The sequence below is a fragment of the Arsukibacterium tuosuense genome, from assembly GCF_900215315.1.
In the GTDB taxonomy this organism is placed as follows: domain Bacteria; phylum Pseudomonadota; class Gammaproteobacteria; order Enterobacterales; family Alteromonadaceae; genus Alishewanella; species Alishewanella tuosuense.
The window spans coordinates 128,504-151,584 of sequence record NZ_OBEB01000009.1 but is presented as its reverse complement, the minus strand read 5'-3'; the positions used below and the strand labels follow the sequence as shown (position 1 = coordinate 151,584).

The 23,081-nt window shown below is 51.4% G+C and carries 19 protein-coding genes; 11 read left to right on the top strand and 8 right to left on the bottom strand.

Features of this window, described 5'->3' with window-relative positions; translation table 11 throughout:
- Positions 1-206: 206 nt before the first annotated feature.
- The 3 genes from CRO03_RS17065 to CRO03_RS17055 all read left to right on the top strand — a co-directional run bounded on the left by CRO03_RS17065 (position 207) and on the right by CRO03_RS17055 (position 3,544).
- Positions 207-1,604, top strand: a complete 1,398-nt coding sequence (locus tag CRO03_RS17065) for a Type 1 glutamine amidotransferase-like domain-containing protein (protein WP_097112873.1) — start codon at positions 207-209, stop codon at positions 1,602-1,604.
- A 68-nt stretch (positions 1,605-1,672) separates the two neighbouring features.
- Complete coding sequence (locus CRO03_RS17060) at positions 1,673-2,731, top strand: cyanophycinase (RefSeq protein ID WP_097112872.1); 1,059 nt, start codon at positions 1,673-1,675, stop codon at positions 2,729-2,731.
- 42 nt (positions 2,732-2,773) lie between these two features.
- Positions 2,774-3,544 (top strand): hypothetical protein, encoded by a 771-nt coding sequence (locus tag CRO03_RS17055; protein WP_097112871.1) that lies wholly within the window; start codon positions 2,774-2,776, stop codon positions 3,542-3,544.
- Here CRO03_RS17055 and CRO03_RS17050 read toward each other — a convergent pair whose 3' ends face one another.
- Entirely contained in the window at positions 3,545-3,955 is a 411-nt protein-coding gene (locus tag CRO03_RS17050; RefSeq protein ID WP_097112870.1) for an acyl-CoA thioesterase, read from the bottom strand.
- 156 nt (positions 3,956-4,111) lie between these two features.
- On the opposite strand from CRO03_RS17050, the gene CRO03_RS17045 reads away from it, so the two are divergent.
- Positions 4,112-5,446, top strand: coding sequence for a TonB family protein (locus tag CRO03_RS17045; protein WP_097112869.1), 1,335 nt, complete (start codon positions 4,112-4,114; stop codon positions 5,444-5,446).
- Between the two features lie 77 nt (positions 5,447-5,523).
- Here CRO03_RS17045 and fre read toward each other — a convergent pair whose 3' ends face one another.
- From fre to ubiD, 3 genes are read right to left on the bottom strand one after another with little or no spacing between them, the layout of a single operon-like run.
- Positions 5,524-6,249, bottom strand: coding sequence for an NAD(P)H-flavin reductase (gene fre, locus CRO03_RS17040; protein ID WP_097112868.1), 726 nt, complete (start codon positions 6,247-6,249; stop codon positions 5,524-5,526).
- Between the two features lie 53 nt (positions 6,250-6,302).
- Positions 6,303-6,581, bottom strand: a complete 279-nt coding sequence (locus CRO03_RS17035; RefSeq protein WP_097112867.1) for a 2Fe-2S iron-sulfur cluster-binding protein — start codon at positions 6,579-6,581, stop codon at positions 6,303-6,305.
- Positions 6,578-8,068: a 4-hydroxy-3-polyprenylbenzoate decarboxylase gene (gene ubiD / locus CRO03_RS17030; RefSeq protein WP_097112903.1), complete on the bottom strand. Its 1,491-nt coding sequence runs from the start codon at positions 8,066-8,068 to the stop codon at positions 6,578-6,580. The genes CRO03_RS17035 and ubiD overlap by 4 nt, the downstream gene beginning before the upstream one ends.
- 139 nt (positions 8,069-8,207) lie before the next feature.
- Here ubiD and CRO03_RS17025 point away from each other — a divergent pair, with 139 nt between their 5' ends.
- Positions 8,208-8,849 (top strand): class II aldolase/adducin family protein, encoded by a 642-nt coding sequence (locus CRO03_RS17025; protein WP_097112866.1) that lies wholly within the window; start codon positions 8,208-8,210, stop codon positions 8,847-8,849.
- Positions 8,850-8,934: 85 nt separating this feature from the next.
- Positions 8,935-9,705, top strand: a complete 771-nt coding sequence (locus CRO03_RS17020) for an EAL domain-containing protein (RefSeq protein WP_097112865.1) — start codon at positions 8,935-8,937, stop codon at positions 9,703-9,705.
- Positions 9,706-9,744: 39 nt separating this feature from the next.
- Here the strand turns inward: CRO03_RS17020 and CRO03_RS17015 are convergent, their stop codons facing one another.
- The gene (locus tag CRO03_RS17015) at positions 9,745-12,246 is read right to left on the bottom strand and encodes a TonB-dependent receptor plug domain-containing protein (RefSeq protein ID WP_097112864.1); all 2,502 of its coding nucleotides are present in this window, start codon (positions 12,244-12,246) and stop codon (positions 9,745-9,747) included.
- Between the two features lie 216 nt (positions 12,247-12,462).
- Here CRO03_RS17015 and CRO03_RS17010 point away from each other — a divergent pair, with 216 nt between their 5' ends.
- The 3 genes from CRO03_RS17010 to CRO03_RS17000 all read left to right on the top strand — a co-directional run bounded on the left by CRO03_RS17010 (position 12,463) and on the right by CRO03_RS17000 (position 15,426).
- Positions 12,463-13,635 (top strand): cystathionine beta-lyase, encoded by a 1,173-nt coding sequence (locus CRO03_RS17010; RefSeq protein WP_097112863.1) that lies wholly within the window; start codon positions 12,463-12,465, stop codon positions 13,633-13,635.
- Between the two features lie 306 nt (positions 13,636-13,941).
- Complete coding sequence (locus CRO03_RS17005) at positions 13,942-14,442, top strand: hypothetical protein (RefSeq protein ID WP_212682447.1); 501 nt, start codon at positions 13,942-13,944, stop codon at positions 14,440-14,442.
- A gap of 147 nt (positions 14,443-14,589) precedes the next feature.
- Positions 14,590-15,426 (top strand): ion transporter, encoded by an 837-nt coding sequence (locus CRO03_RS17000; protein ID WP_097112861.1) that lies wholly within the window; start codon positions 14,590-14,592, stop codon positions 15,424-15,426.
- On the opposite strand, the gene CRO03_RS16995 is transcribed toward CRO03_RS17000, so the two are convergent.
- Complete coding sequence (locus CRO03_RS16995; protein WP_097112860.1) at positions 15,413-16,129, bottom strand: VC0807 family protein; 717 nt, start codon at positions 16,127-16,129, stop codon at positions 15,413-15,415. The genes CRO03_RS17000 and CRO03_RS16995 overlap by 14 nt on opposite strands.
- Before the next feature lie 255 nt (positions 16,130-16,384).
- Here CRO03_RS16995 and ppc point away from each other — a divergent pair, with 255 nt between their 5' ends.
- Both ppc and CRO03_RS16985 read left to right on the top strand, forming a co-directional pair.
- Positions 16,385-19,015 (top strand): phosphoenolpyruvate carboxylase, encoded by a 2,631-nt coding sequence (gene ppc / locus CRO03_RS16990; protein WP_097112859.1) that lies wholly within the window; start codon positions 16,385-16,387, stop codon positions 19,013-19,015.
- Between the two features lie 90 nt (positions 19,016-19,105).
- The gene (locus CRO03_RS16985; protein WP_097112858.1) at positions 19,106-20,467 is read left to right on the top strand and encodes a mechanosensitive ion channel family protein; all 1,362 of its coding nucleotides are present in this window, start codon (positions 19,106-19,108) and stop codon (positions 20,465-20,467) included.
- A gap of 2 nt (positions 20,468-20,469) precedes the next feature.
- On the opposite strand, the gene msrA is transcribed toward CRO03_RS16985, so the two are convergent.
- Both msrA and ltaE read right to left on the bottom strand, forming a co-directional pair.
- Positions 20,470-21,762, bottom strand: coding sequence for a peptide-methionine (S)-S-oxide reductase MsrA (gene msrA, locus CRO03_RS16980; RefSeq protein WP_097112857.1), 1,293 nt, complete (start codon positions 21,760-21,762; stop codon positions 20,470-20,472).
- A gap of 102 nt (positions 21,763-21,864) precedes the next feature.
- On the bottom strand, positions 21,865-22,947 hold the full coding sequence (ltaE, locus tag CRO03_RS16975; RefSeq protein WP_097112856.1) for a low-specificity L-threonine aldolase: 1,083 nt from the start codon (positions 22,945-22,947) through the stop codon (positions 21,865-21,867).
- Between the last annotated feature and the right edge of the window lie 134 nt (positions 22,948-23,081).

The window sequence follows — 23,081 nt, the reverse complement described above, 5'->3', positions numbered from 1 at the left end:
TAAATTACTGCGGTCGGTTGCCAAACCGGCTAATCTGCATAACTATTTGCATGAGTGCGCCACAGACTATCACTTGTCTGAGTGGTTCGACGAATAGCCCCCTCCCTCTGAGTTAGCTTCAAAATCTTTTGCCTGGCGTTTTGCCGTGCAAAGAAACCTGGCCTGTTGGCCATTTCCTATAACAAAACTATATGCAGGAAGTAAAAATGAAAGCACTAAGTCTGTTAGGCGTGGTTGCGCTATTGCTTTGTGGCAATGCGCAGGCCTGTTTATTACAAGAAAGCGAAAACAATAATAGCGAAAGTGGCGCCGATGGCCCGCTGTGCAGTGGGGTAGCGGTGCAAGCCAGTATTGGCAGCCGCAACGATCAGGACTGGTTCTATTTTGATACCAGCGCTACCGGCGATATTGACGTAAGCCTTAGTCATGACAACAACGATGACTTTGACTGGTTCTTATACCGTGCCAGCGGCAGTTACATTGCCTCAGGCCAGAGCAGTGCCAACCCGGAAACCGGCAGTTATGCCGCCTCGCCGGCCGGACCACATTTTATAAAAGTGACCCGTTACAGCGGCACCGGCAATTATCAGTTAACGGTAAACTTTAGCGGTGAAAGTGGTGGCGGTGGTACCGACCCTGAGCCGGAACCAGAACCAGAGAACTGTAACTATGGTAACCGGCCCTCGAAACCGGGTGGCTTAAGCGCAACGCTGCTGGGTAGCAGTAGTGATGTCTGTGTCAGCCTGGACACCCCGGCATTACTGCTGATGGGCGGTGGAGCGGATGTTGATGCAGCCTTTGCTAACCGGATCAAGCCGCATATCAAAGGGGGTAATGTGGTGGTGCTGCGCACCTCTGGCACCGCAGCATATAACGATTATTTGCAGGGTTTGACCGATGCCGCCTCGGTAGAAACCTTAATTGTAAATACCCGGACCAAGGCCAATAGTGACTACGTTGACTGGGCAATTCGCAGTGCCGAGTTCGTGTTTATTGCCGGTGGTGATCAATCTGACTATCTGAACCAATGGCAGGGTACCAGGGTACAGGACGCATTAATGCATGTTTATAACAAAGGCGGGGCGCTGGGCGGTACCTCGGCGGGTAATCATGTCTTAGGCGAATTCATCTATGATCCGGATGGGGTGCTGGGTGCTATCAGCTCGGAAGCGGTAACCGATTTCTGTCATGAAACGATTAACATCAGCAGCAACTTTCTGGGGCTGCCGCTGTTAGATGGCATTATTACCGACACCCACTTTAAACAACGCGACCGGATGGGCCGTTCGGTGGTGTTTCAGGCCAGGCTGGGCAGCAGTGGCCGGGTAGTGGCGGTATCAGAGGCAACATCATTATTTGTAACTGCAGACGGTAACGGTGTGGTAGATGGGAGCCACGAGGTTTACGTGTTGCGTGCTGATGGCCAAACCCAGTATCAGCAAACCAACTGTGGCCAGCCGGTAATCATCAACGATTTACTGCGCTATAAAGTGTTGCCAGGCCAGAGCTACAACCTACTGAACAATAGCAGCAGTGTCAGCCCATCGCGGCTAAGCATAGATGGCCGTAGTGGTAGTTTCTATAATCCGGCTAATCCCTATTAAGCCCGGTTTGGTGAGGTAAAAGTAGTCTGCCACCGCGAGGTGGCAGACTTGTTTAAGGTAAAGTGAAGATGAAATTATGTTTATTATTGCTGGTTGCGCTGCTGGCAGGTTGCAGTCAGCAGGGATTGGAGCCAGATACCAAAACTGCCTTGGATGTGCTGGCTAATGCTGAACAGTGTGGCTTCGGGCCACGGCCAATGAAACCTGGCTCTCTGCAGCGTTATGCTGTTGGTTATAACGAAGATGTTTGCGTGCCGCTGTCGCCGGAGCAAGCAGGCATTATCCTGATGGGCGGCAGTACAGATGTAGACAGCATTTTTGCCGACAAAGTGCGGCCTTATATTCAAGGCGGCAACGTGTTGGTCTTGCGGACCCAGGGTGCAGCCGGCTACAACGATTATTTACTGAATTTATTACAGGCCGCATCGGTTGAAACCTTGTTGGTTGATAGCAGGGATAAAGCAAACAGCGATTATGTCAGCTGGGCAGTACGCAGTGCCGAGTTTATCTGGTTTGCCGGGGGTGATCAGTCAACTTATATTGCAAACTGGCAAGACACGACATTGCAACAGTCATTACATGAGGCTTATCAGCGTGGCGCCATTATTGGCGGCACTTCGGCTGGCAATGCCATTCTCAGCAGTATTATTTATAATCCTGCTGGTGTGGGCAGTGCAGTGTCAAAAGAAGTGGTACAAGATTTCTGTGATACTAATATCGCTTTCAGCCCGGACTTTTTAGAAGCGCCAATGCTGGGCAATACCCTTAGCGATACCCATTTTAAACAACGCGACAGAATGGGCCGGCTTATGGTGTTTCTTGCTCACCACCAGCAACAGCAAATTACCGGTATCGGCGTATCAGAGCGCACCGCCCTATGGGTCGATCGCAGCGGTAATACCGAGGTTTTCGGCGAGCATGAAGTTTACCTGCTGCGTGCTGATCAGCAAACGACCTTCCGGCAAACGGAGTGTGGTAAGCCGGTAATTATCGATGACCTGCTGTATTACAAACTGCAGGCAGGCCAGCGCTATCATTTACTCAACCATACCAGTTCAGTACCAGCCAGCCGGTTAAGTATTAATGGTAATAACAGTAACTTCTATACCCCGACAAACCCTTACTAAACTTAAAGAGTTGTTGCTAAGTTTATGCGACAGCGGAATTAATTGCTGCGACAAGAGTCTGATGCTGATAAAACAATATCAGGCTCGGGGCAGCAAATATTGTCGGCTGTTACACACCCTCTAACGCGCTTTATCAGTGAATATGGCAATGCTGTTCTGCTGGCATTGCTGATCCACGGCCTGATATTTGCCCTGCTGCTGAGTCTGCCGGTTAGTCAGCATGCAGTGCTGCCTCCAGCTGAACCCATTGCCTCATTTTTATACCAACCACCACCGCCCAGCCCGCCAAGCGTTACTGAACAGGCACCAGAAAAGGCTATGACTGCGGGTTCAGTAGCCAGTGAGCAAAAGCTAACTGAGAATGCCGGTATGGCAACCCCACAACCTGACGTGTCCCCGGCTACACCTCCGGCAATTGATCAGGCACCACCTGCAATGGCAGTAAGTCAGACCCGGCCGGCACAGCAGAGCAACCTGGCACAACGCGCCCTAAACCGGGTTGCTGAACCTGATCAGGCAGCCATTGACCGCGCAGCAACTGCCAGCTACCAGCAATTTATCCAACAGCAGCAACAGCCAAAACTAACGGTGGATAAACAGCACTGGCCGATAAGTCAGGACCCAAAAGCACAAGTTGTGGCGCAATTAGATGATGGCCTGCAAATTATAAGGACGAAAGACGGGTGTCGTATTGGTGACCCGTCAAAAGACGGCTTTGCAGCGCTAATGGCAGCAAAGCGGGTACCCTGCGGCGATGAAATCAGCACCCGAGAGCTGTTAAAGCAGGCGCTGGATAAGCATATTAAGCGCTAATCAGCTTTCAGCAATATGCTGCTCGAGCCGGCTTTTCAGTTCTCCCTCAATCACGACGGGTTTACCAGTTTTCTGATCAAGACACACAATGGTCACTTCGGCATCAGCGGCGATAGCATCTTTGCCGGCAATCCGTACTTCCTGTTTAACCACGGCACTTTTACCGCCAATTTTGCTAAAGCGGGTAAATATTTCCAGGGTATCGCCCATAGTCGCCGCTACCCGATAGTTAATATTAATGTTCACTATAATCCAGGCCAGCTTATGTCTGGCAAACCACTCGATATCGCCGCTGTCTTCCAGATAGCCCCAGCGGGCTTCCTCCAGAAACTCCAGGTAGCGGGCATTATTGACGTGCTGATAAATATCCAGATGATAACCACGAACTTTGATCAGGGTTTTATGTTGCATAAGCCAGATTCCGTTGTTTCAAAGGCCGTAATTGTGGCACAGTTTAACTGGCCATACCAGACGGCCAATGGCTTTGCTGTTACCAAAAAAGATACTGCAACCTATGAAACCATCTGTTACTCTATATTGAAATAAAAAAATTAACAGGGAGTCGTCATGCGTTTTGTAATTTTAACATTCTTGTTGCTTTGGTCTGGTGCGGGCCTGGCTGCAAACTGGCTGGATGCAATGTTGGCTTATGATGCTAAAGACTACAAATCAGCGCGTGAAGGTTTTACTGAGCTGTTAGAAGTAGGTAATGACATGGCAGCCTATAATCTTGCTGCCATGGCGTATCACGGCGAGGGAGAAGATGTTGACCTGGTCAAAGCCGTTTCACTATTTGAATTAGCTGGCGTGCTGGGGCACCCTAGCGCCGGCCAATTGGCAAGCCAGCTCAAAGCTAAGCTGACCCCAGAGCAGAGCCAGTCGATACAACACATTCTGGCGTCATTGCAGGAGCAGGTTTTCATCCCCAAGATTGAGCCGCAAACCACAAAACATGCTGAACATGAAATGCCAACAGCGATAAAACGTGCGCATCCGCGCTACCCCAGAAACGCTGCTATTAATGGCCAGTTTGGCTATGTGAATTTAAGATTTCTGGTGGATGAGTCTGGTTCAGTGACATCAGTTGATACCCTGGATGCTTTCCCGCAAGGGGTGTTTGAAAAGTCAGCGATAAATGCGGTAAAACGCTGGAAGTATCAGCCTGGTGATAAAAAACATCTGGTTCGGGTTAAGCTCGACTACACTCTGGGTGATGGTTACATTGATGCTCCGCAACTAACCAAACTGATTAAGAAAGAAAACTTGTGGCACTATGCGGTGGCTGGAGTGCCTAACTATCAGGAAGTGCTCGGCACGCTTTTGTCACTGGCCTCATCCTACAGTCAGCATTATTTTGTAGAAGATGAAACAGCAAAGGTATCAGCAGAGTTGCCTGATCTATCTTTTTTTGCCAGTAAAAAAACACCCAACGTAAAAATTGAACAGTTTAGTGGCTGGGCTACGATCACGCTCAATGAGCGGGGAATTATTACCGAAGTGAGCAACCGCCACTTTTATCCCGATAGCCAAAATATTGACCTTCTTGGTCTGCAGGTAAGCAAAGGAGGCTCCGCCGGTGAATATCGGATTAACCGCTTGTCTGACAAATTATCAGCAGATATTAATGTAAGACACGTAATAAAGGTGGTGCCGTCACTCACCCCTTATTTCTGGTGGGAGTTGGCTGCGCGCAATGGAGACCAGCGGGCGCAGCAAATTATGGCGGCAAACGACCCTCGCTGGGAGCGCTATCTGCTATCGAAGAAAGATCCGGTGGTGATGGCGTGGGCGGGCAGCAGGATGATTTTAGAGGGTGACCGGCAGCAGGGTATGGATCTGTTAGAGCATGCTATTGCACTTCGCTACCCGCAAGCGAAAGAGCTGAAAAAACAGCTAATGTAATGAGCAGGAGTAAACTAGTGGCTTGCCAGCGGTCATATCAAACTGCTGGCACCGTTGTTTAAAGGTGTAAACTAACCTCAGATATAAGCAAACGCATCGGCAAACATATGCTCGCGGTGGGCGCCTTGTTCGGCAAAGGCTTCACGGGCTACCCCAGCCATGGCGAAGGGGCCGGCGATATAAATATCGTAGGCTTCCAGCGAAACAAAATCGGCTAACACTGCCTCGTGTACCAGCCCCGTGCGGCCTTGCCAATCTGCGCCGGGTTGCTGCACTACCGGGATAAAGCGGAACTGCTTATGCTGGCTGACCCATTGCTGTAATTCAGTTTGATAATACAACGCTTCTTCGTGGCGCACCCCCCAATATAAAAATACCGGTTGGCTGGCGTTAGCAGCGCTGAGCGCTTGTGCTATGGCATAGACATACGAAAAACCGGTGCCACCGGCCAGTAAAATCACCGGCCTTTTACTGTCCTGGCGCAGCTGCGCCTGGCCCAGGCCAATTTCTGCCATCACTGGTAAGCCAGCGCGGAATTGCTGTTCAATATGGGTTAGGGCCGCACTGGACCAGGTATCGCCGGCCGGTGTGCCAATATGCAGCTCCAGCAGCTTGCTACTGGCAATACTGGCGATGGAGAATGGGCGTTTATCGTCCGCGCTTAACACCAGTTGCAGATACTGACCGGCCTGGTAACCCGAGGCTTGCTCCGGGCTTAGTATCACTCTGCTGATCCCTGGCGTCAGCGCTTCCACAGAATTTACGTTGCAGGCAATAGCAGTGGTGTTGGCAGTGTTGGTCATAACGATGTTGTTCTCCGATGGCTCATTCGCTGGTGGTTGGTCACGGCTTGCTGTTAGCCACTGATAAAAGGGTGGTGTAATACCAGATCGCTGACCGGATACGCCAGGCAACAATAAGTAAACTGCTGTTGTTTGTCCACTTCGGTTAGTGGCTGCGGTTCGGCATAACGTACTTCACCGCTTTTAAGCTTGCAGACGCAGCTGGTACAAACGCCCTGGCTGCAACGGTTAGGGAAATCGATACCACTGCGCAGGGCGGCAGTAAGAATGGTTTCCCCGTCCTGCACCGTAAAACTGAGTTGGGCCGGGGCTATGGTAACGTTAAAGCTCAAAGCCTGGGCTCCTTCACCGGCAGTATGATACCGAGGCTGTCCCAGATAGCGTCTACCCGCTGTTTCGTCGCCTGATCCATGACGATCGGCTCGCCCCATTCGCGGCTGGTTTCGCCTGGCCATTTGTTGGTGGCGTCCATACCCATTTTCGAGCCTAGGCCCGATACCGGCGAGGCAAAATCGAGGTAATCTATCGGGGTGTTTTCAACCAGAGTAGTATCGCGCGCCGGGTCCATCCGGGTGGTAATGGCCCAGATCACATCCTGCCAGTCACGGGCATTAATATCATCATCACAGACAATCACAAATTTGGTATACATAAACTGGCGTAAATAAGACCAGACTCCCATCATTACCCGCTTGGCATGGCCCGGGTACTGTTTTTTCATGGTAACAACCGCCAGCCGATACGAACAGCCCTCCGGCGGTAGGTAAAAGTCGGTAATTTCCGGAAACTGCTTTTGCAGGATCGGCACAAATACTTCATTCAGCGCCACACCAAGAATTGCTGGTTCATCTGGTGGCCGGCCGGTATAAGTACTGTGGTAAATCGGGTCTTTGCGCATGGTAATATGGGTAACGGTAAATACCGGAAAGTTATCCACTTCGTTGTAATAACCGGTATGGTCACCGTAAGGCCCTTCCGCTGCCATTTCTCCTGGCGCAATATAGCCTTCCAGCACAATCTCGGCACTGGCCGGTACCTGTAAATCATTACTGATACATTTCACTACTTCGGTGTTATCACCGCGCAGCAAGCCGGCAAAGCCGTATTCAGATAAAGTATCCGGCACCGGGGTTACCGCACCTAATATAGTAGCCGGATCGGCACCTAACGCCACCGACACCGGGTAATTCTGGCCCGGGTTGGCTTTTTGAAACTCATAAAAATCCAGGGCACCGCCGCGGTGGGATAACCAGCGCATAATCAGTTTATTTTTACTAAGCACTTGCTGGCGGTAAATGCCCAGGTTCTGCCGCTCTTTATGCGGCCCTTTGGTGACGGTTAAACCCCAGGTAATTAAAGGGGCCGCATCGCCTGGCCAGCAGGTCATGACCGGCAGTTGCGTCAAATCAACCTGCTCATCCGTCAGCACAATTTGCTGACATGGTGCTTTTTTTACCTGCTTAGGGGACATGTTCAACACCTGCTTAAACAGCGGCAGTTTGCTAAACGCATCTTTCAGGCCTTTTGGCGGCTCGGGTTCTTTTAAAAAAGCCAGCAGCTTACCGACTTCACGCAGCGCCGATACTTCTTCCTGGCCCATGCCCAGCGCCACCCGTTGTGGCGTGCCAAACAGGTTGGCTAGCACCGGCATGTTATAGCCTTTCGGGTTTTCAAACAAAATGGCCGGGCCCCCGGCCCGCAGGGTGCGGTCGGCAATTTCGGTCATTTCCAGCACCGGGTCTACTTCTGCGGTTACCCGCACCAGCTCGCCCCGCTGTTCCAGCTGGCTGATAAAATCGCGTAGGTCTTTGTATTTCATACTTGGCATCGGGCCCTGTAAGTTATTGCGGCCATTATACAGCTCTGGCCGGTGCTTGCCAGTTTGGCCTGCTAAGCGGCTGGTCTGCGGCTTCACCGGCTCTATAATAGTCGCTGAGTATAGTTAGCAGAGTAGTACGATGGCAGAGCAGGAAGGGGTTATAAAATATCAGTTAAATTATCAGCAAAAAGCGGTATTAACTGCGACTGATATCGTGCAGCTAAATAGCTGGCGTCAGATCATGATGCAACTGGGCATGCTGGGTCAGTGCCCACAGCGTTACGACAACTACGGTTTTGGTAATATTAGCCAGCGCTATCGCAATACTAACCAGTTTATGATTAGCGGCAGTCAGACCGGTGGTATCAGCAAAATGACAGCTGCTGATTATGCTTTGGTCAGCGAATGTGTCCCTGAGCAAAACCAGATCACAGCACTGGGCCAAACCAGACCGTCCTCTGAGGCAATGACCCATGGCCAGTTGTATCAGTTAAGCGACGACATTAACTTTGTTATTCATGCTCATTGTCCGCAAATCTGGCAGCAGGCCAGCGCCCTGGGCCTGCCACAAACCCGGGCCGAGGTACCTTACGGCACCGTCGCCATGGCCGACGAAGTGGCGCGGCTATTCCGTGATACCGATGTATTGCAGCACGGCGTATTTAGCATGGCTGGCCATGAAGATGGCGTAGTAGCTGTTGGCAGCAGTGCAGCAGAGGCTGGGCAGCGCCTGATAAGCTGTTACGCTGCGGCACTTGAATGCGCTACGGCCCTTTGTTAACCAGAATTTCCGATTTATAGTTGGTAAAAGTGACTGATAATCGCTAAAGTTAAACGTGTTCTTATTTTGAAAAATATGGTTGTTGATGGATTTTCCTGCACAAATTAAACAGCAAACTTGCAGTGACTGCTTAAGCGGTAAATCTTTAGGTTTTCAGATCCGAATGGCATTTCAGCCAATAATTGACTGGAAATATCAGGTGATTTGCGGCTATGAAGCGCTGGTGCGTGGCCCCGAGGGCCAGGGGGCAGGCTGGGTGTTTGAGCATATCAACGACGACAATAAATATTATTTTGACCAGGCCTGCCGGGTTAAAGCGATAGAAACGGCAGCCAGGCTCGGCTGTAGTACCTATCTGAATATTAATTTTTTGCCCAATGCCGTCTACAACCCTGAAACCTGCATCAAAGCCACTATTGAGGCGGCCGATTTATACGGTTTTGACTTAACTAAGCTGGTGTTTGAAGTTACCGAAGGTGAGCAAATTCCGGATAAAGACCATTTAAACCGGATTTTCCGCAGCTATGCTAAGCGTGGCTTTAAAACCGCGATTGATGATTACGGCGCGGGCTATGCCACCCTCGACTGGCTAGTTGAACTAAAGCCACATATCTTAAAGCTGGATATGCAGCTGATCCGCAATATTGATACCAACCCGGCCAAGCAGTTTATTATTGAGGAAACCATTACCCAGTGTGAGCTGCAAGGCACTCTGGTATTGGCCGAGGGCGTGGAAACCAAAGCAGAGCTGGACTGCCTGTTAGGCCTGGGTATTCGTTATTATCAGGGCTATTATTTTGCCCGGCCTGAGCTGGAGCGGTTAATTACCACAGCCGAGTTAAACGGTATGTTATAAAAAAGGCGCCGAAGCGCCTTTTTTACTATTTGTTGCTGATTAGAAATCGTAACTGACTCTGCCATACACCAGGCGGCCTGAACGGCCATAGGGCGAATAGTTGGAGAACGGCGTATTGCCGGTACCATTTAAATTAATCGGAAAGGCATCCGGGTATTCATCCAGCAGGTTGTCGGCGCCAAAGGCCAGCTTCATGTTGTCGGTCAGCTGATAACGTGCCTCAATATCAATCAGGGTTGTGGCGTCCAGGGTGAAATCGTTAGCCGGGTTAGCATTGGGAGCTAACACTTCGCCGTAACGGGTAGCACGGAAGGTGGCACCAAAGCGGTCTAAACTCCAGTTAACATGGGCACCTAACTTGTTTTTCGGGTTACCTTTTTCAAAAGTCAGGACATTTACCCGGCCAAACAATTCCGGAGCCGGATCCAGCGCTGCCAGTTCAGCTGTTTCCGGCGTCCGGGTGACATCGGTGCTGTTAAAGTTAGCCACCAGTGTCAGATCGAAGCGGCCTTTATCGGCAGTGTAAACCGGATAATTGGCCACAATATCCACGCCCTGAGTTTCGGTATCAACCCCGTTGATAAAGAACCGACCGCCACCAATGCCAATTAAACCCAAAGATTCCAGGTAAGCCCGCACATTAGGCTGGGTCAGGTTTTCTGACAAAACGATTCTGTCGTCAATATCTATCCGGTAGCCATCTATGGTGAGGGTTAAATCACCGACCCGGAACACTGCGCCCAACGAGAAGTTAACGGACTCCTCTGCATCCAGAGGCGACGAGCCCAGAGCAATGGCAGCCGGATTATTGACCGGGAAGGTAGTGATATCAAACGGAATGCCGTCAATAAAGTTAGTGGAGGTACTGGTAAAATATTGTTGTTGCAGCGATGGCGCGCGGAAACCATTTTGGACGCTGCCCCGCAAACCAACTCTGTCACTGACATCATAGCGCAGCGCCAGTTTGCCGGTAACATTATTGCCAAAGTCTGAATAATCCTCTGCCCGCAGCGCGACTGAACCCAGCAGGTTGTCGGTGATATTGGCTTCCAGGTCGACATAAACCCCTACTGCCCGCCGGCTTTCATCTACCTCGTTGGCTGGCCGGAAGCCCGGGAACACCTGCGAACCCGATTGAGTGGGATTACCGTTAGGCAATAACACGCCGCCATTGCGGTAAGAGTCGGGTTCACCGGCAAAAATTGAGTACCCTTCCCGGCGCACCTCAACACCGGTTGCCAGGTTTACCGGAGAGGCGAAGCTGGCTATATCAAAAGAAGTCACAGCTGATAAATTAAATACCCACTGATCATAGTCAAAACCACCGGCATCAAATTCTGTTTTGCTGCTGGGGCCAATCGAGCGGTTAACAGTATTTTCGATGGTAAAGGCCATTTCATTCATACCATACACTACCGAGGCATCCATGCTCCAGTCGGCAATATCCCATTCGTAACCCACAGCAAAGCTGGTATCCGTTACATCAGGGGCAATAATGGGTAAAAAGCCATCCGGGTGCACTTCAATAACATTGCGGTCGTCCAGGGCCCGTCGGTAAAAGCCGCCAGAGCGGGCCGATCTATCCTGAAAGCTGGCCCAGCCATACAGCTTGCCACTGTCTAACAGCATGCCGGCATTGGCAAACAGGGTAAATTGCTGTAGTTCCGGCTCGCCATACCAGGCGTTAAAACGCTCAATGCTCTGCTCGCGTGGGTCATACTCACCGTCGACTAGCGGATATTGCTGACGATAGTCGTAACCGCCCCGTTCGGTGCGTTCAGCATCTTTAAATTCAGCGGCCAGCGTCAGATAGCCGTTACTGGGCAGGGCAAACCCTTTCCAGCCAGATAAGTTAATGGTTTCGCCATCATTAACGCTGCGCTTAATCTCGCCCGGCGCACTCCAGGTGGCATTAGCCGGTGGCGGCGTAGTTGGTACGGTATAGGCAGAATCGCGATAGCCGTAAGATAAGGTAACGTTGCCCCCTTCACTGGCATCACGCAACCGGACGTTAATTACTCCGGCTATGGCATCAGAGCCATACTGGGCTGAGGCGCCATCACGCAGTACTTCGACACTACGAATAGCTGCGGTAGGTATCGTATTTAAGTCTACTGCAGAACTGCCACGGCCAACGGTGCCATTAACATTTACCAGTGACGCGGCATGGCGCCGCTTTGAATTCACCAGTACCAAAGACTGATCCGGGCCTAAACCGCGCAAGGTAGCCGGGCGAATGGTATCAGTACCATCGGCCAGGCCCGGGCGCGGGAAGTTAAAAGATGGCAACGCCACTGATAACACCTGATTGAGCTCGGTCGAGCCTGAGCGTTCCAGGGCTTCAACGCCTATTATGTCGATCGGTACCGCCGTATCATCCACTGACCGGCCGGCAACCCGGGTACCGGTAACAATAATCTGTTCAATTTTTTGCTCATCGGCTTGTTGGTTATTATTACTTTGCGCCTGCACAACAAAAGCCGGGCTAAGCAACGCGGCACTGATCGCCAGTACCAGAGGGTGTAAAGCTGCACTGCGCATAGTAAGCTCCTTGTTGTTATCATTAAAACGTAGGCGGCCGCATCGGGCTTGTCAAACTTCAGTAATCTTTGTATCTCTAATGCAATACTGCTGTTAACTGTGGCAGGATCATTAACCTGATATTTAGTAAGGTGATCTTTCGCTAGAAACAGGTTAGCATGTTACAGACATCCAGATGGCTTATATATTCGACCAAGGTCGCAGTGGGGCATATCCATGCATAAAAATACCAAACTTATCGATGCCGGGCGGGCAAAAAAATACACGGGTTATGCGGTTAATCCACCGGTGGTGCGGGCATCTACCATCGTATTTGATACCTTTAGTGAACTGAAGCAGGCCACCTTGCAACGCGGCAACCGGGTACCATTTTACGGCCGGCGGGGTACTGACACCCATTTTGCGTTACAAGAAGCCATTTGTGAGTTAGAAGGCGGCGCCGGTTGTGCCTTGTATCCTTGCGGAGCAGCCGCAGTAAGTGGCGCCCTGCTGGCATTTTTACAAAGTGGTGATCACCTGCTGATGGTCGACAGTGTATACGAGCCTACCCGGGCTTTGTGTGACAAACTATTAAAGGGCTTTGGTATTGAAACCAGCTATTATGACCCGCAAATTGGCGCTGGTATTGCCGGATTAATTAAGGCGAATACCAGGGTTATATTTATGGAGTCGCCCGGCTCGCTGACCTTTGAAATGCAGGATATTCCGGCTATTTGCGCCGTAGCAAAGCAGCATAATATTGTCACCATACTAGATAACACCTGGGCATCGCCCATTTTATGCCAGCCGTTTGCGCTGGGGGTGGATATTTCCATTCAGGCCGCTACCAAATACATTGTCGGCCACTCAGATGTGATGCTGGGCACCGCCAGTGCTAACGAAAAACACTGGCCAGCACTTCGCGAACACAGTTATTTAATGGGTTACTGTACCTCTGCCGACGACGCCTATACTGCGTTGCGTGGTTTGCGTACCTTAGCAGTGCGGATGCAACAGCATGAACAAAGTGCGCTTACCGTTGCCAACTGGTTGCAGCAGCGGCCAGAGGTCGAAACCGTGCTGCACCCTGCATTGCCGTCTCATCCGGGCCACGCCATTTTTCAGCGTGATTTTTCTGGCAGCAATGGCTTATTATCGTTTGTGTTAAAGCAGGGTAGTCAACAGCAGGTAGCAGCCTTTATCGAAGGCATGGCACATTTTAAAATGGGCTTTTCCTGGGGCGGTTATGAAAGCCTGGTTACGGCCACGATGCAGCTGCAAAAACTGCGCACTGCCAGCAGCTGGCCATATAGCGGGCCGCTAATCCGGCTGCATATCGGCCTGGAGCATGTCGACGATTTACTAGCAGATTTAACCGCGGCTTTTGAGCGGTTTACCCAAGCAAGCTGAGGCTGCATTGTTGATCAAATAACTAAGATTATCGCCGTTATGTTGATATTCAGAGCGGTCTACTCAATACTTTTAGTGCGCAGTCCGTCGGGATAATTTCGCTATCCACCTGAGCTGGAGGTTTTTATCCGCCCTTACTATATCGCCTGGAGCATTTGTTTAATCCCCGTTATTGCCGCACACGGGGCATTTTTAGTTGGCCTTTGGGAAGGTGTGGCGCGGGAGTGTGTACCGTATATTGAAGGCTGCACATCAATCAGCCGGGCAGCCCGTGAAGGAAATGCAATATTTCTATTCCGGGGCCTTATGATGCCAACAGCGGCGTTACTGATTATTTTCTGGTATTTACAAGCTGTCTGGTTAGAAAAAATTACTCAACAATCTCAAAGAACTATTTTTATTTTAGGTGCGACAGGCGCTATTTTTTTAGTCTTATATATAGATTTTCTGGGTACCAGCGGCGACATTTACCGACTTTTACGCCGCTACGGCACCACGTTGTACTTTGGCTTAACGATTCTGGCGCAAATGTTAAGCATCCGAAGCGTTAAACTGAAAGGGAAGATACTGGATAGTAAAGTTCGCTTTTATTTAACGCTGCAATTCCTGCTAATGGTGCTTTACTGGTGCCTCGGTAATGCCAATATTGTTATTAAAGCCAGCGGCGTCAGCTGGGCTGACGCCGCGGAGAATGTTATCGAATGGCATTTTGCGCTATATATGTCGCTTTACTTTGGTTTAACCGCCATGATGTGGCAACGAACAGGTTTTAACTTGTGCTTTACGGTAGATAAAAAAAACGGCTAGTTTAATGACACCGTCAGGCCAGATTAAGCTTTCAATGCCTGGATTACTTTGTTATCAGAAAGATATTTTAACGGGATGGGCCGTCAAGCTGATTGATCTGCCAACTGGCTGACATACAATAGCGCCAGTTTAATTCTGAGGTGCAGTATGAGTAGTAACAGCTTCCCCGGCGTCAGCCCTTTGCGGCATAAAGTCGGCCATTTTCTGCAGCGTAGCAGCGTGCAACGTAGTTTACTGACTCTTATTTTAATTAATGCCGTCATACTGGGGTTGGAAACCTCAGTTGCAGTGATGCAGGCTGTTGGCCCTTCGTTGTTAATGCTTGATAAAATTATTCTGGCCATCTTCGTGGTGGAAATTTCCCTGCGAATTTATGTCCACCGGCTGGCCTTTTTTAAAGATGGCTGGAGTATTTTCGATTTTATTGTGGTGGGCATAGCCCTGGTGCCGGCCAGTGGGCCATTCGCGGTATTGCGGGCGCTGCGGGTATTGCGGGTGTTACGGGTACTGACCTTTGTACCGTCAATGCGCAAAATTGTTGGCGCATTAATTAAATCACTGAACGGCATGCTGTCGATTGCTATGGTGCTGGCGCTAATCTATTACGTCGCGGCAGTGATGGTTACTAAACTATTTGGTGAAGCTTTTCCCGACTGGTTTGGCAGCTTAGGAGCGTCGTTGTATACCCTGTTCCAGATCATGACCCTGGAAAGCTGGTCAATGGGCATAGCCCGGCCGGTTATTGCGGAGTTCCCTTACGCCTGGGCGTTCTTTGTGCCCTTTATTCTGATCGCCACCTTTACCATGCTTAATCTGTTTATTGCCGTTATTGTCAATGCCGTACAAAGCATGCACGACGAAGAACATCAGCAAGAGCACGATGCTGAGCAGGCTACCCAGCAGCAGCTGTTATTGCAAATGCAGCAATTACAACAAGAGCTGCAGATGCTTCGCAGCGAGTTAAAAAAACCTACTGCAGAATAAACTCTTCCAGCGGCTGGTTGGTCAGTTTCCCAATCTGGGCAAACATATAAATAATGGCGCCCATCAGCAGCACCATTACCGGCAACACTATTACCGGATAGCTGAGCCAGGTCATCCGGCCCAGCTCTTCGGCGTAGGCGGTGGTGCCCGGTTGGCTGACTACGATGGCTTTGGCCAGCACATAATTCAGCACGGCTGACACAAAAAACGCCGATGCGACGATATAGCCTGCGCGAGCTACCCGTTGCTCGAATAATTCGCGGTTCGCCTGCTCTGCCAGCGCCTGATACAATTTATCGGTATCCAGTAAATCAGGGTTAATCAGCAGTTTTTTCACCAGCGGAAACGGGGTGTACTGGCTTATCAGCACGATGATGCCGATTATCGCCGGGATCATCGCTTCTTTAATCGCAATATAGGCCGGGTCAAGCTGCAGCAGGCTGATGCCGCCGGTCAGCAGCACACTGATAATACCGAGAATGGAGTAAAAATTAACTTTACCCGATTGCAGCAGCTCCCACAGGCCAAACAGCAATGGAAAGGCCAGTGCGACCACCACCCCCCACACCGGGCCTAAGGTGTCTTCACCACTAAAGCGGCTGAGAATAACGGCCGGGATCACAATATTAAAAATCATATTGCTTAAAAAACCGGATTTTTTCTGTTTAACCGGACGGACCGGGGTGCTGGCTGGTGTGGACATCAGGCGATCTACCGCTAAAAAAATAATGATGAACTATAGCATGGCTGCAGCCAGTTATTTTAGTCAATACTATTGTCGATGAATAACGTTTTGTCTGAACGTGCTGATCCCAAATTTGCTAGTTTGGTAATTTGGTCTTACCAATTGTGTTGCTGCTTTTGTAACCTGTCATAGTTGAGTACCAATTGATTACAGGCTAGGGTGAGTTTATCCGCGATGTTTAGTTAAACCAGAAAATAAAACAGAGATACTGAAATGGACCATTATGCTGCACTAAAAACCAATGTTGGCCTGCTGGGTACTCAACTGGGCGAGACGATCCGGCAGCAACTGGGCGACGCCGTGCTGGAACGGGTAGAGCAAATTCGGGCGCTGGCCAAAGCGGCGCGTCAGGGCGAAGAGCTACAGGCTGATAAGTTGAAACAAGTACTGCGTGGTTTAAGCGATGATGAATTGCTGCCGGTAGCCCGCGCCTTTGCCCAGTTTCTCAACCTGGCCAATTTAGCCGAGCAACATCACACTATCAGCCGGATTGGCCACGCCAGTATTGAAAAGCCTGAACCGCTGCACGAGCTGTTTAGCCTGTTGCAGGATAAAAAGCTGGATGACAGCAAGGTCAAACAAGCGGTGGCCAATTTATCGATAGAGCTGGTACTAACAGCCCACCCGACCGAAGTATCGCGCCGCACCCTTATTCATAAGCTGACCGAAATTGCCGCCTGCCTCACTGAACTGGAACAGGACTTAACTGTCGCGCAGCAACAGAAAGTTGAACTCAGGCTCAGTGAGCTGATTGCTCAGGCCTGGCATACCAACGAAATTCGTGAGCAGCGGCCAACGCCGGTTGATGAGGCGAAATCGGGCTTTGCGGTAATTGAAAGCTCGTTGTGGCAGGCTATTCCGGATTTTCTGCGCGAGCTGGATAACAAGCTGCAAAGCGCCACCGGCAATGGCCTGGCACTCGATGCTGCGCCAGTAAAGTTTTCTTCCTGGATGGGCGGTGATCGCGATGGCAACCCTTTTGTTACGGCTAAAGTAACCCGTCAGGTGCTGCTACTGAGCCGCTGGAAGGCCGCCGACTTATTTGCTGCCGATTTAGATTTTCTGAGCAGTGAATTATCAATGTATCAGGCGAATGACGCACTGCAGGCCGCCGCAGGCGAGGCCAGCGAGCCGTACCGTTTGGTACTGAACCAGTTGCGCGCTGGTCTGCTGCGCAGCCGCGACTGGCTGACCGAAGCGCTGAAACATGAGCGGCTGCAACGGCCGCAGGATTTAGTCTGGCACAATCAGCAATTACTTGACCCTTTACTGCTGTGTTATCAGTCGCTGCTGGACTGCGGCATGACAGTCATTGCCAATGGCCGGCTGCTGGATACCATTCGCCGTGCCTATGCCTTTGGTTTAACCCTGTTAAAGCTCGATATCCGCCAGGATGCGGCGCGCCATGCCCAGGTATTTGCCGAACTAACCCAACATCTGGGCCTGGGCGATTACAGTGCCTGGGACGAGGGCGCCCGTCAGGCCTTTTTACTGGCCGAACTGGCCAATCTGCGGCCGTTATTCCCGAAAAACTGGCAGCCGTCTGACGAGGTACAGGAAGTACTGGATACCTGTGACATTGTCGCCCGCCACGGCAGCGAAGCGCTTAGCACCTATGTTATTTCAATGGCAGGTAAACCGTCGGACGTGTTAGCGGTGCAACTACTGCTTAAAGAAGCCGGCAGCAGTTTCCCGATGCCGGTGGCGCCACTGTTTGAAACCTTAAGTGACTTACAAAATGCGCCGGATTGCATGCAGCGGTTGCTGAGCATTGACTGGTACCGTGGCTATATTAACGGTAAACAGGAAGTGATGATTGGTTACTCCGATTCAGCCAAAGATGCCGGCGTATTTGCTGCAGCCTGGGCCCAGTACAGCGCGCAGGAAGCCCTGGTAGCTATTTGCCAGCAAGCCAAGGTGCAACTGACCTTGTTCCATGGCCGTGGCGGTACAATTGGCCGTGGTGGTGGCCCGGCCCATGCGGCTATTTTATCGCAGCCACCGGGCTCCCTGGCCGGCGGTTTACGGGTAACTGAGCAGGGCGAGATGATTCGCTTTAAATTTGGCCTGCCCAAATTAGCCGAGCGCAGCCTGGCACTGTATGCCAGTGCGGTACTGGAAGGTTTATTGCTACCGCCGCCGGTACCCAAGCAAAGCTGGCGCGAGCTGATGCAGCAACTGGCTGACGACTCGTGCGAGGCATATCGGGCGGTGGTACGGCACAATAAAGATTTTGTCGCTTATTTCCGGGCGGCCACTCCCGAGCAGGAGCTGGGCCAGTTACCGCTTGGCAGCCGGCCGGCCAAACGTAACCCGACCGGCGGCGTTGAAAGCCTGCGGGCAATACCCTGGATATTCGCCTGGTCGCAAAACCGCTTAATGTTACCCGCCTGGCTGGGTGCGGGTTCAGCACTGGCCAAGGCTGCCGAGCAGGATAAAGCCGCACTGCTTGACGAAATGCAGCAGCAATGGCCGTTCTTCGCCACCCGGATGTCGATGCTGGAAATGGTATTTTTAAAAGCCGACAGCGACATTGCCGCTTATTACGACAAAGTGCTGGTGCCGGATGAGTTAAAGCATTTAGGTCAAAGCCTGCGCCAGCAGCTAACAGCCGATCGTGACTTGCTACTAAAACTGATCCACAGCGATACCCTGATGGCGAAAGAAAGCTGGATTAGAGAGTCGATAATGCTGCGTAACACCTACGTCGACCCGCTGCATATTCTGCAGGCCGAGCTGTTGCACCGGGTACGCCATCAGCCCGAGCGGGTCAACCCGATGATCAGCCGCGCGCTGATGGTCAGTATCGCCGGTATTGCCGCCGGCATGCGTAACTCGGGGTAACCAAGCTGCTGTAGGAAGCTGCTATAGTTAGTTACATAAGTTAGTGACACAAGTTAGCTTACTGATAAATAGCATAAAGCCGGAGGGATAATGCGGCAATGGATACAGCTGGTACTGGCAGTGGGGGTGTTTTATTGCGCTGGCGCCTGGGCGCAGCAGGCTGGCAGTGAACAGCCTGACACTGAAATAAAGGTGGTTAATGCGCCGCAGGATCAGGCAATTGCCAGGCGGCTTACAGATATTACCGACTCTATTTCCGGCCTGGAGAATGTGGAAATCAGTGTTAATTCCGGGGTTATTACCTTGCGGGGCGAGGTGGCCAACGATCAGCTAAAAGACGACATAACCGTGATTGCCAGCCGGCTGGAAGGGGTGGTGCATGTGCAGAACCAGTTGCAGGAGCAGCTGGCGGTGCGTTCACGGTTAGCCCCTGCCACGGAGAAATTCCGGGAAATGCTCGGTACTACAATTCAAATGTTGCCGTTGTTGCTGCTGGCTGTATTGGCGGTGGTGCTGTTTTCAATGCTGGGCAGCTGGCTGGCCAGGCGCAATGCCTTATTGCGTCGGCTGGGGCTGAGCGAGCTGGCCACTAACCTCGGTATGCGGTTTGTGCGGTTGATTGTGACCAGCATTGGTATTCTGATCGCGCTGGAATTACTTGACGCTACTGCTCTGGTCAGTGCCATGCTGGGGGTGGCCGGGGTTATTGGTATTGCCCTGGGCTTTGCCTTTCGCAATATTGTCGAAAATTACCTGGCAGGGGTACTGCTGAGTACCCGTAATCCATTCGCTATTGGTGATTTTATTCAGGTTGATGATATGACGGGCAAAGTGATGCGTTTAACCTCGCGCGATACCGTGCTGATGACCTTGGATGGTAATCACTTACGGATACCGAACAGCCAGATAATTACCTCGCCGATGACCAACTTTACCCGCAATCCGTTACGGCGCTTTGAATTCAATGTCGGGGTGTCGGTAGAGCTGGATTTGGTGCGGGTGCGGGAGCTGGCAATCAGCACCTTACATAGCATGCCCGGCATTTTAGCTGAGCCCAGGCCACGGGTGCTGGTGCAGGAGCTGGGTGACAGTACGGTTACCATCAGAATATTTGCCTGGCTTGACCAGCGTGACACCGATTTTTTAAAAGCCCGCAGTGAAGCGATTCGGCTGGTGAAATCAGCCTTCGACCAGGCCGGCATTGAAATGCCAGAGCCAATCTATCGTATTCATATGGCTAACAGGGCAGAGAAGACGGATGAGCAACAGCCGTCACCGCTGCAAGCCGCGACCACGCCTCCTGAGTTCAGGGCAGCTACCGCCGACGCCGCTGCGGTCGATGTCAGTACTGACACCACTATTGAGCAGCAGCTGAATGCTGAGTTAAATCAGTCAGATGAACAGAACCTGTTGCCAGCAGCTACTGACAAAGCGGCCGGCAAAGCAGGCTGATATCAGCCTGCGGCAGGCCGTGGCACAAAGTCCAATACTGTGGCATTAATGCAGTAGCGTGGCTGGCCGTTTGGGCCATCAGGGAACACATGGCCCAGATGAATACCCGATACTTTGGCCCGAATTTCAGTACGGCGCATGCCATAACGGTTATCGGGTTTTTCGATAACCGAACCGGCAACGGCTTTGGTAAACGATAACCAACCGGTGCCGGAGTTAAAACGGTCACGGGTATCAAATAATGGCGCACCACTTAATTTATCAACGAAAATGCCGTCCGGGGTGTTTTTAAAAATCTGATATTCTTTGCAAAACCGCTGATCGGTGGCTTTATCAAACGCAACATCGAATGCTTCGCTGTCGCCCAGTTTAAATTTACCTAACAGCAAATAAAATTCGTCTGGTGCCAGATAACCTTTGAAAGCGAATACCTCGCGACCATCCTGCAGCAGGATAATGGTCGGGGTTGCTGTGGCTTCGGTTTTAATGCTCAGGCCCTGTAACTGGCGGGCAAACCGGAAATGCAGCGGAATATCGCCCTGATAACTGCTGGCCACGTCGGCTTTAAACTTTTCACAATACGGACAGTAACTTTCTGAATCAATTACCAGAATATGTTTCCCCGTTAACATTGCCCGGTTATCAACTTCTGCTGTCAGTGCTGCTTCATCACGGTTAAAGCGCACCCCGGTGGAGTGATCAGGGCAGTAGCCATTAGGGTTTTTGGCAATGTAATCCTGATGGTATTGCTCGGCCGGGAAAAATTCTGTCAGTGGTTTCAGCTGGGTCACAATCTGGCCATAACCGGCAGCGGTAAGTAAAGGCTGATATTGCTGCAATACCGCCTCAGCCCGGGCTTGTTGCTCAGGACTGTTGCTCAGAATAATTGAGCGGTACTGGGTACCAATATCATTGCCCTGGCGGTTAAGCTGGGTCGGGTCGTGGCTTTCAAAGTAGTGCTGCAACAGTGCTTCGAGGCTTATCTGCGCAGGGTCAAAGGTAACCTGCACCACCTCGGCATGATTATTCGGGTTGTTTTTATTACTGCGTTTGGTAATGGCGCGGTACGTGGGCTTCACGCCCTTGCCATCGGCGTAGCCTGATACCGCATCAATTACTCCGGGAAGTTTTTCATAGCGCATTTCTGCGCCCCAGAAGCAGCCCGAGCCCAGCACTATACTGTCCAGCTGAGTGCTGGCCGGTTTTACCGCCGGTGTTTCCTGTGCCGGGGCATTCAGAGAGGAAAACACTAGCAACGATAGTAGTAAAACGACGCTAAAACTCAGGTATTTCATGTCATAGTCCTGTGATTGCTCTGGTTAGTTAAACAGACCGCTTACTTTAAAGACCGGGCAACTGGCTGCGGGCTTTCACAGGCTTAGCTTTTTAGCACCGCCCTAATTGAGCTCCTCAGCAAACTGCCTGATTAATGCCAGGGCTTCTGTTATCTGGTTGCGGCTGATATCCAGATGACACACCCAGCGCAAGCGCATTAATGCCCCTTGTTTTGCCTGGTAGCGGCTGGCGGTGACTTTTACGCCATACTCTGCCAGATAGGGCAGTAAGCGGTCGGCCAATGCCGGACTGATATCAGTGAATACGATATTGGTCTGCGGAGCGATCACTGTCAGCGCTTGCAGCGCGGGCCACTGGCTGGCCAGCTCAGTTAAGCCCGCGGCCAGATAACTGGCATTGGCATGGTCATCGGCCAGTCGCGCTATGTTGTGCTTAAGGGCATACAGGCCGGCGGCAGTCAGCACGCCGGTCTGGCGCATACCGCCACCGAGCATTTTTCTGACGCGCTTAGCCTGTTGGATAAAATCTGCTGAGCCCAGCAATAATGAGCCGACCGGGCAGCCCAGGCCCTTGGATAAACATAAAGACACTGAATCATAGCCCTGACATAGCTCGCGCGCCATGTGCTGTGGGCTAAGCTGGTGCTCGTCAGCCAGGGCAACGGCGGCATTCATCAAACGGGCGCCGTCGATATGACACTTTAGGCCTTTGTCCTTCGCCAGCGCTGCCACATCGCGCATGTAGCGAAGTGGCAGCACTTTACCGCCGACGGTATTTTCAATCACAATCAGCCGGGTGCGGGCAAAGTGCGGGTCGTCCGGTTTTATGGCGCCGGTAATATCGCTCAGGGCCAGGGTGCCGTCACTTTGCAGCTCCAGCGGTTGCGGCTGCACCGAGCCCAGCACCGCCATGCCGCCACCCTCCCATTTGTAGGTATGCCACTGTTGGCCAACAATGGCTTCATCGCCACGCTGGCAATGGCTCATCATCGCAATCAAATTAGTCTGGGTGCCGCTGGGTGCAAATAAGGCAGCTTCAAACCCCAACAACTCAGCGGCATAGCGCTGCAACTCAAGGGTGGTGGGGTCATCGTTAAACACATCATCGCCAAGTAAGGCATTATGCATTGCCTGGCGCATGGCGGCACAGGGCTGGGTTACGGTATCACTGCGAAAATCGGCCATAGGGTTCTCTGCTGGGTCAGTTCAGACGTTTTGCTTAGTTAACTGCAGGCTAAATCGGCAGCCGGGTAAAAAGCAAGGTCGATACGGCCAATAGCATGCTGGCTGGGAAATAAAAAAAACGCCTGATTTGACCC

Excerpts from the sequence above, each read along its gene's own strand:
- CRO03_RS17065 (WP_097112873.1), top strand. The coding sequence starts at position 207 with ATGAAAGCACTAAGTCTGTTAGGCGTGGTTGCGCTATTGCTTTGTGGC.
- CRO03_RS17060 (WP_097112872.1), top strand. The coding sequence starts at position 1,673 with ATGAAATTATGTTTATTATTGCTGGTTGCGCTGCTGGCAGGTTGCAGT.
- CRO03_RS17050 (WP_097112870.1), bottom strand. The coding sequence starts at position 3,955 with ATGCAACATAAAACCCTGATCAAAGTTCGTGGTTATCATCTGGATATT.
- CRO03_RS17045 (WP_097112869.1), top strand. The coding sequence starts at position 4,112 with ATGCGTTTTGTAATTTTAACATTCTTGTTGCTTTGGTCTGGTGCGGGC.
- fre (WP_097112868.1), bottom strand. The coding sequence starts at position 6,249 with ATGACCAACACTGCCAACACCACTGCTATTGCCTGCAACGTAAATTCT.
- ubiD (WP_097112903.1), bottom strand. The coding sequence starts at position 8,068 with ATGAAATACAAAGACCTACGCGATTTTATCAGCCAGCTGGAACAGCGG.
- CRO03_RS17025 (WP_097112866.1), top strand. The coding sequence starts at position 8,208 with ATGGCAGAGCAGGAAGGGGTTATAAAATATCAGTTAAATTATCAGCAA.
- CRO03_RS17020 (WP_097112865.1), top strand. The coding sequence starts at position 8,935 with ATGGATTTTCCTGCACAAATTAAACAGCAAACTTGCAGTGACTGCTTA.
- CRO03_RS17015 (WP_097112864.1), bottom strand. The coding sequence starts at position 12,246 with ATGCGCAGTGCAGCTTTACACCCTCTGGTACTGGCGATCAGTGCCGCG.
- CRO03_RS17010 (WP_097112863.1), top strand. The coding sequence starts at position 12,463 with ATGCATAAAAATACCAAACTTATCGATGCCGGGCGGGCAAAAAAATAC.
- CRO03_RS17005 (WP_212682447.1), top strand. The coding sequence starts at position 13,942 with ATGATGCCAACAGCGGCGTTACTGATTATTTTCTGGTATTTACAAGCT.
- CRO03_RS17000 (WP_097112861.1), top strand. The coding sequence starts at position 14,590 with ATGAGTAGTAACAGCTTCCCCGGCGTCAGCCCTTTGCGGCATAAAGTC.
- CRO03_RS16995 (WP_097112860.1), bottom strand. The coding sequence starts at position 16,129 with ATGTCCACACCAGCCAGCACCCCGGTCCGTCCGGTTAAACAGAAAAAA.
- ppc (WP_097112859.1), top strand. The coding sequence starts at position 16,385 with ATGGACCATTATGCTGCACTAAAAACCAATGTTGGCCTGCTGGGTACT.
- CRO03_RS16985 (WP_097112858.1), top strand. The coding sequence starts at position 19,106 with ATGCGGCAATGGATACAGCTGGTACTGGCAGTGGGGGTGTTTTATTGC.
- msrA (WP_097112857.1), bottom strand. The coding sequence starts at position 21,762 with ATGAAATACCTGAGTTTTAGCGTCGTTTTACTACTATCGTTGCTAGTG.
- ltaE (WP_097112856.1), bottom strand. The coding sequence starts at position 22,947 with ATGGCCGATTTTCGCAGTGATACCGTAACCCAGCCCTGTGCCGCCATG.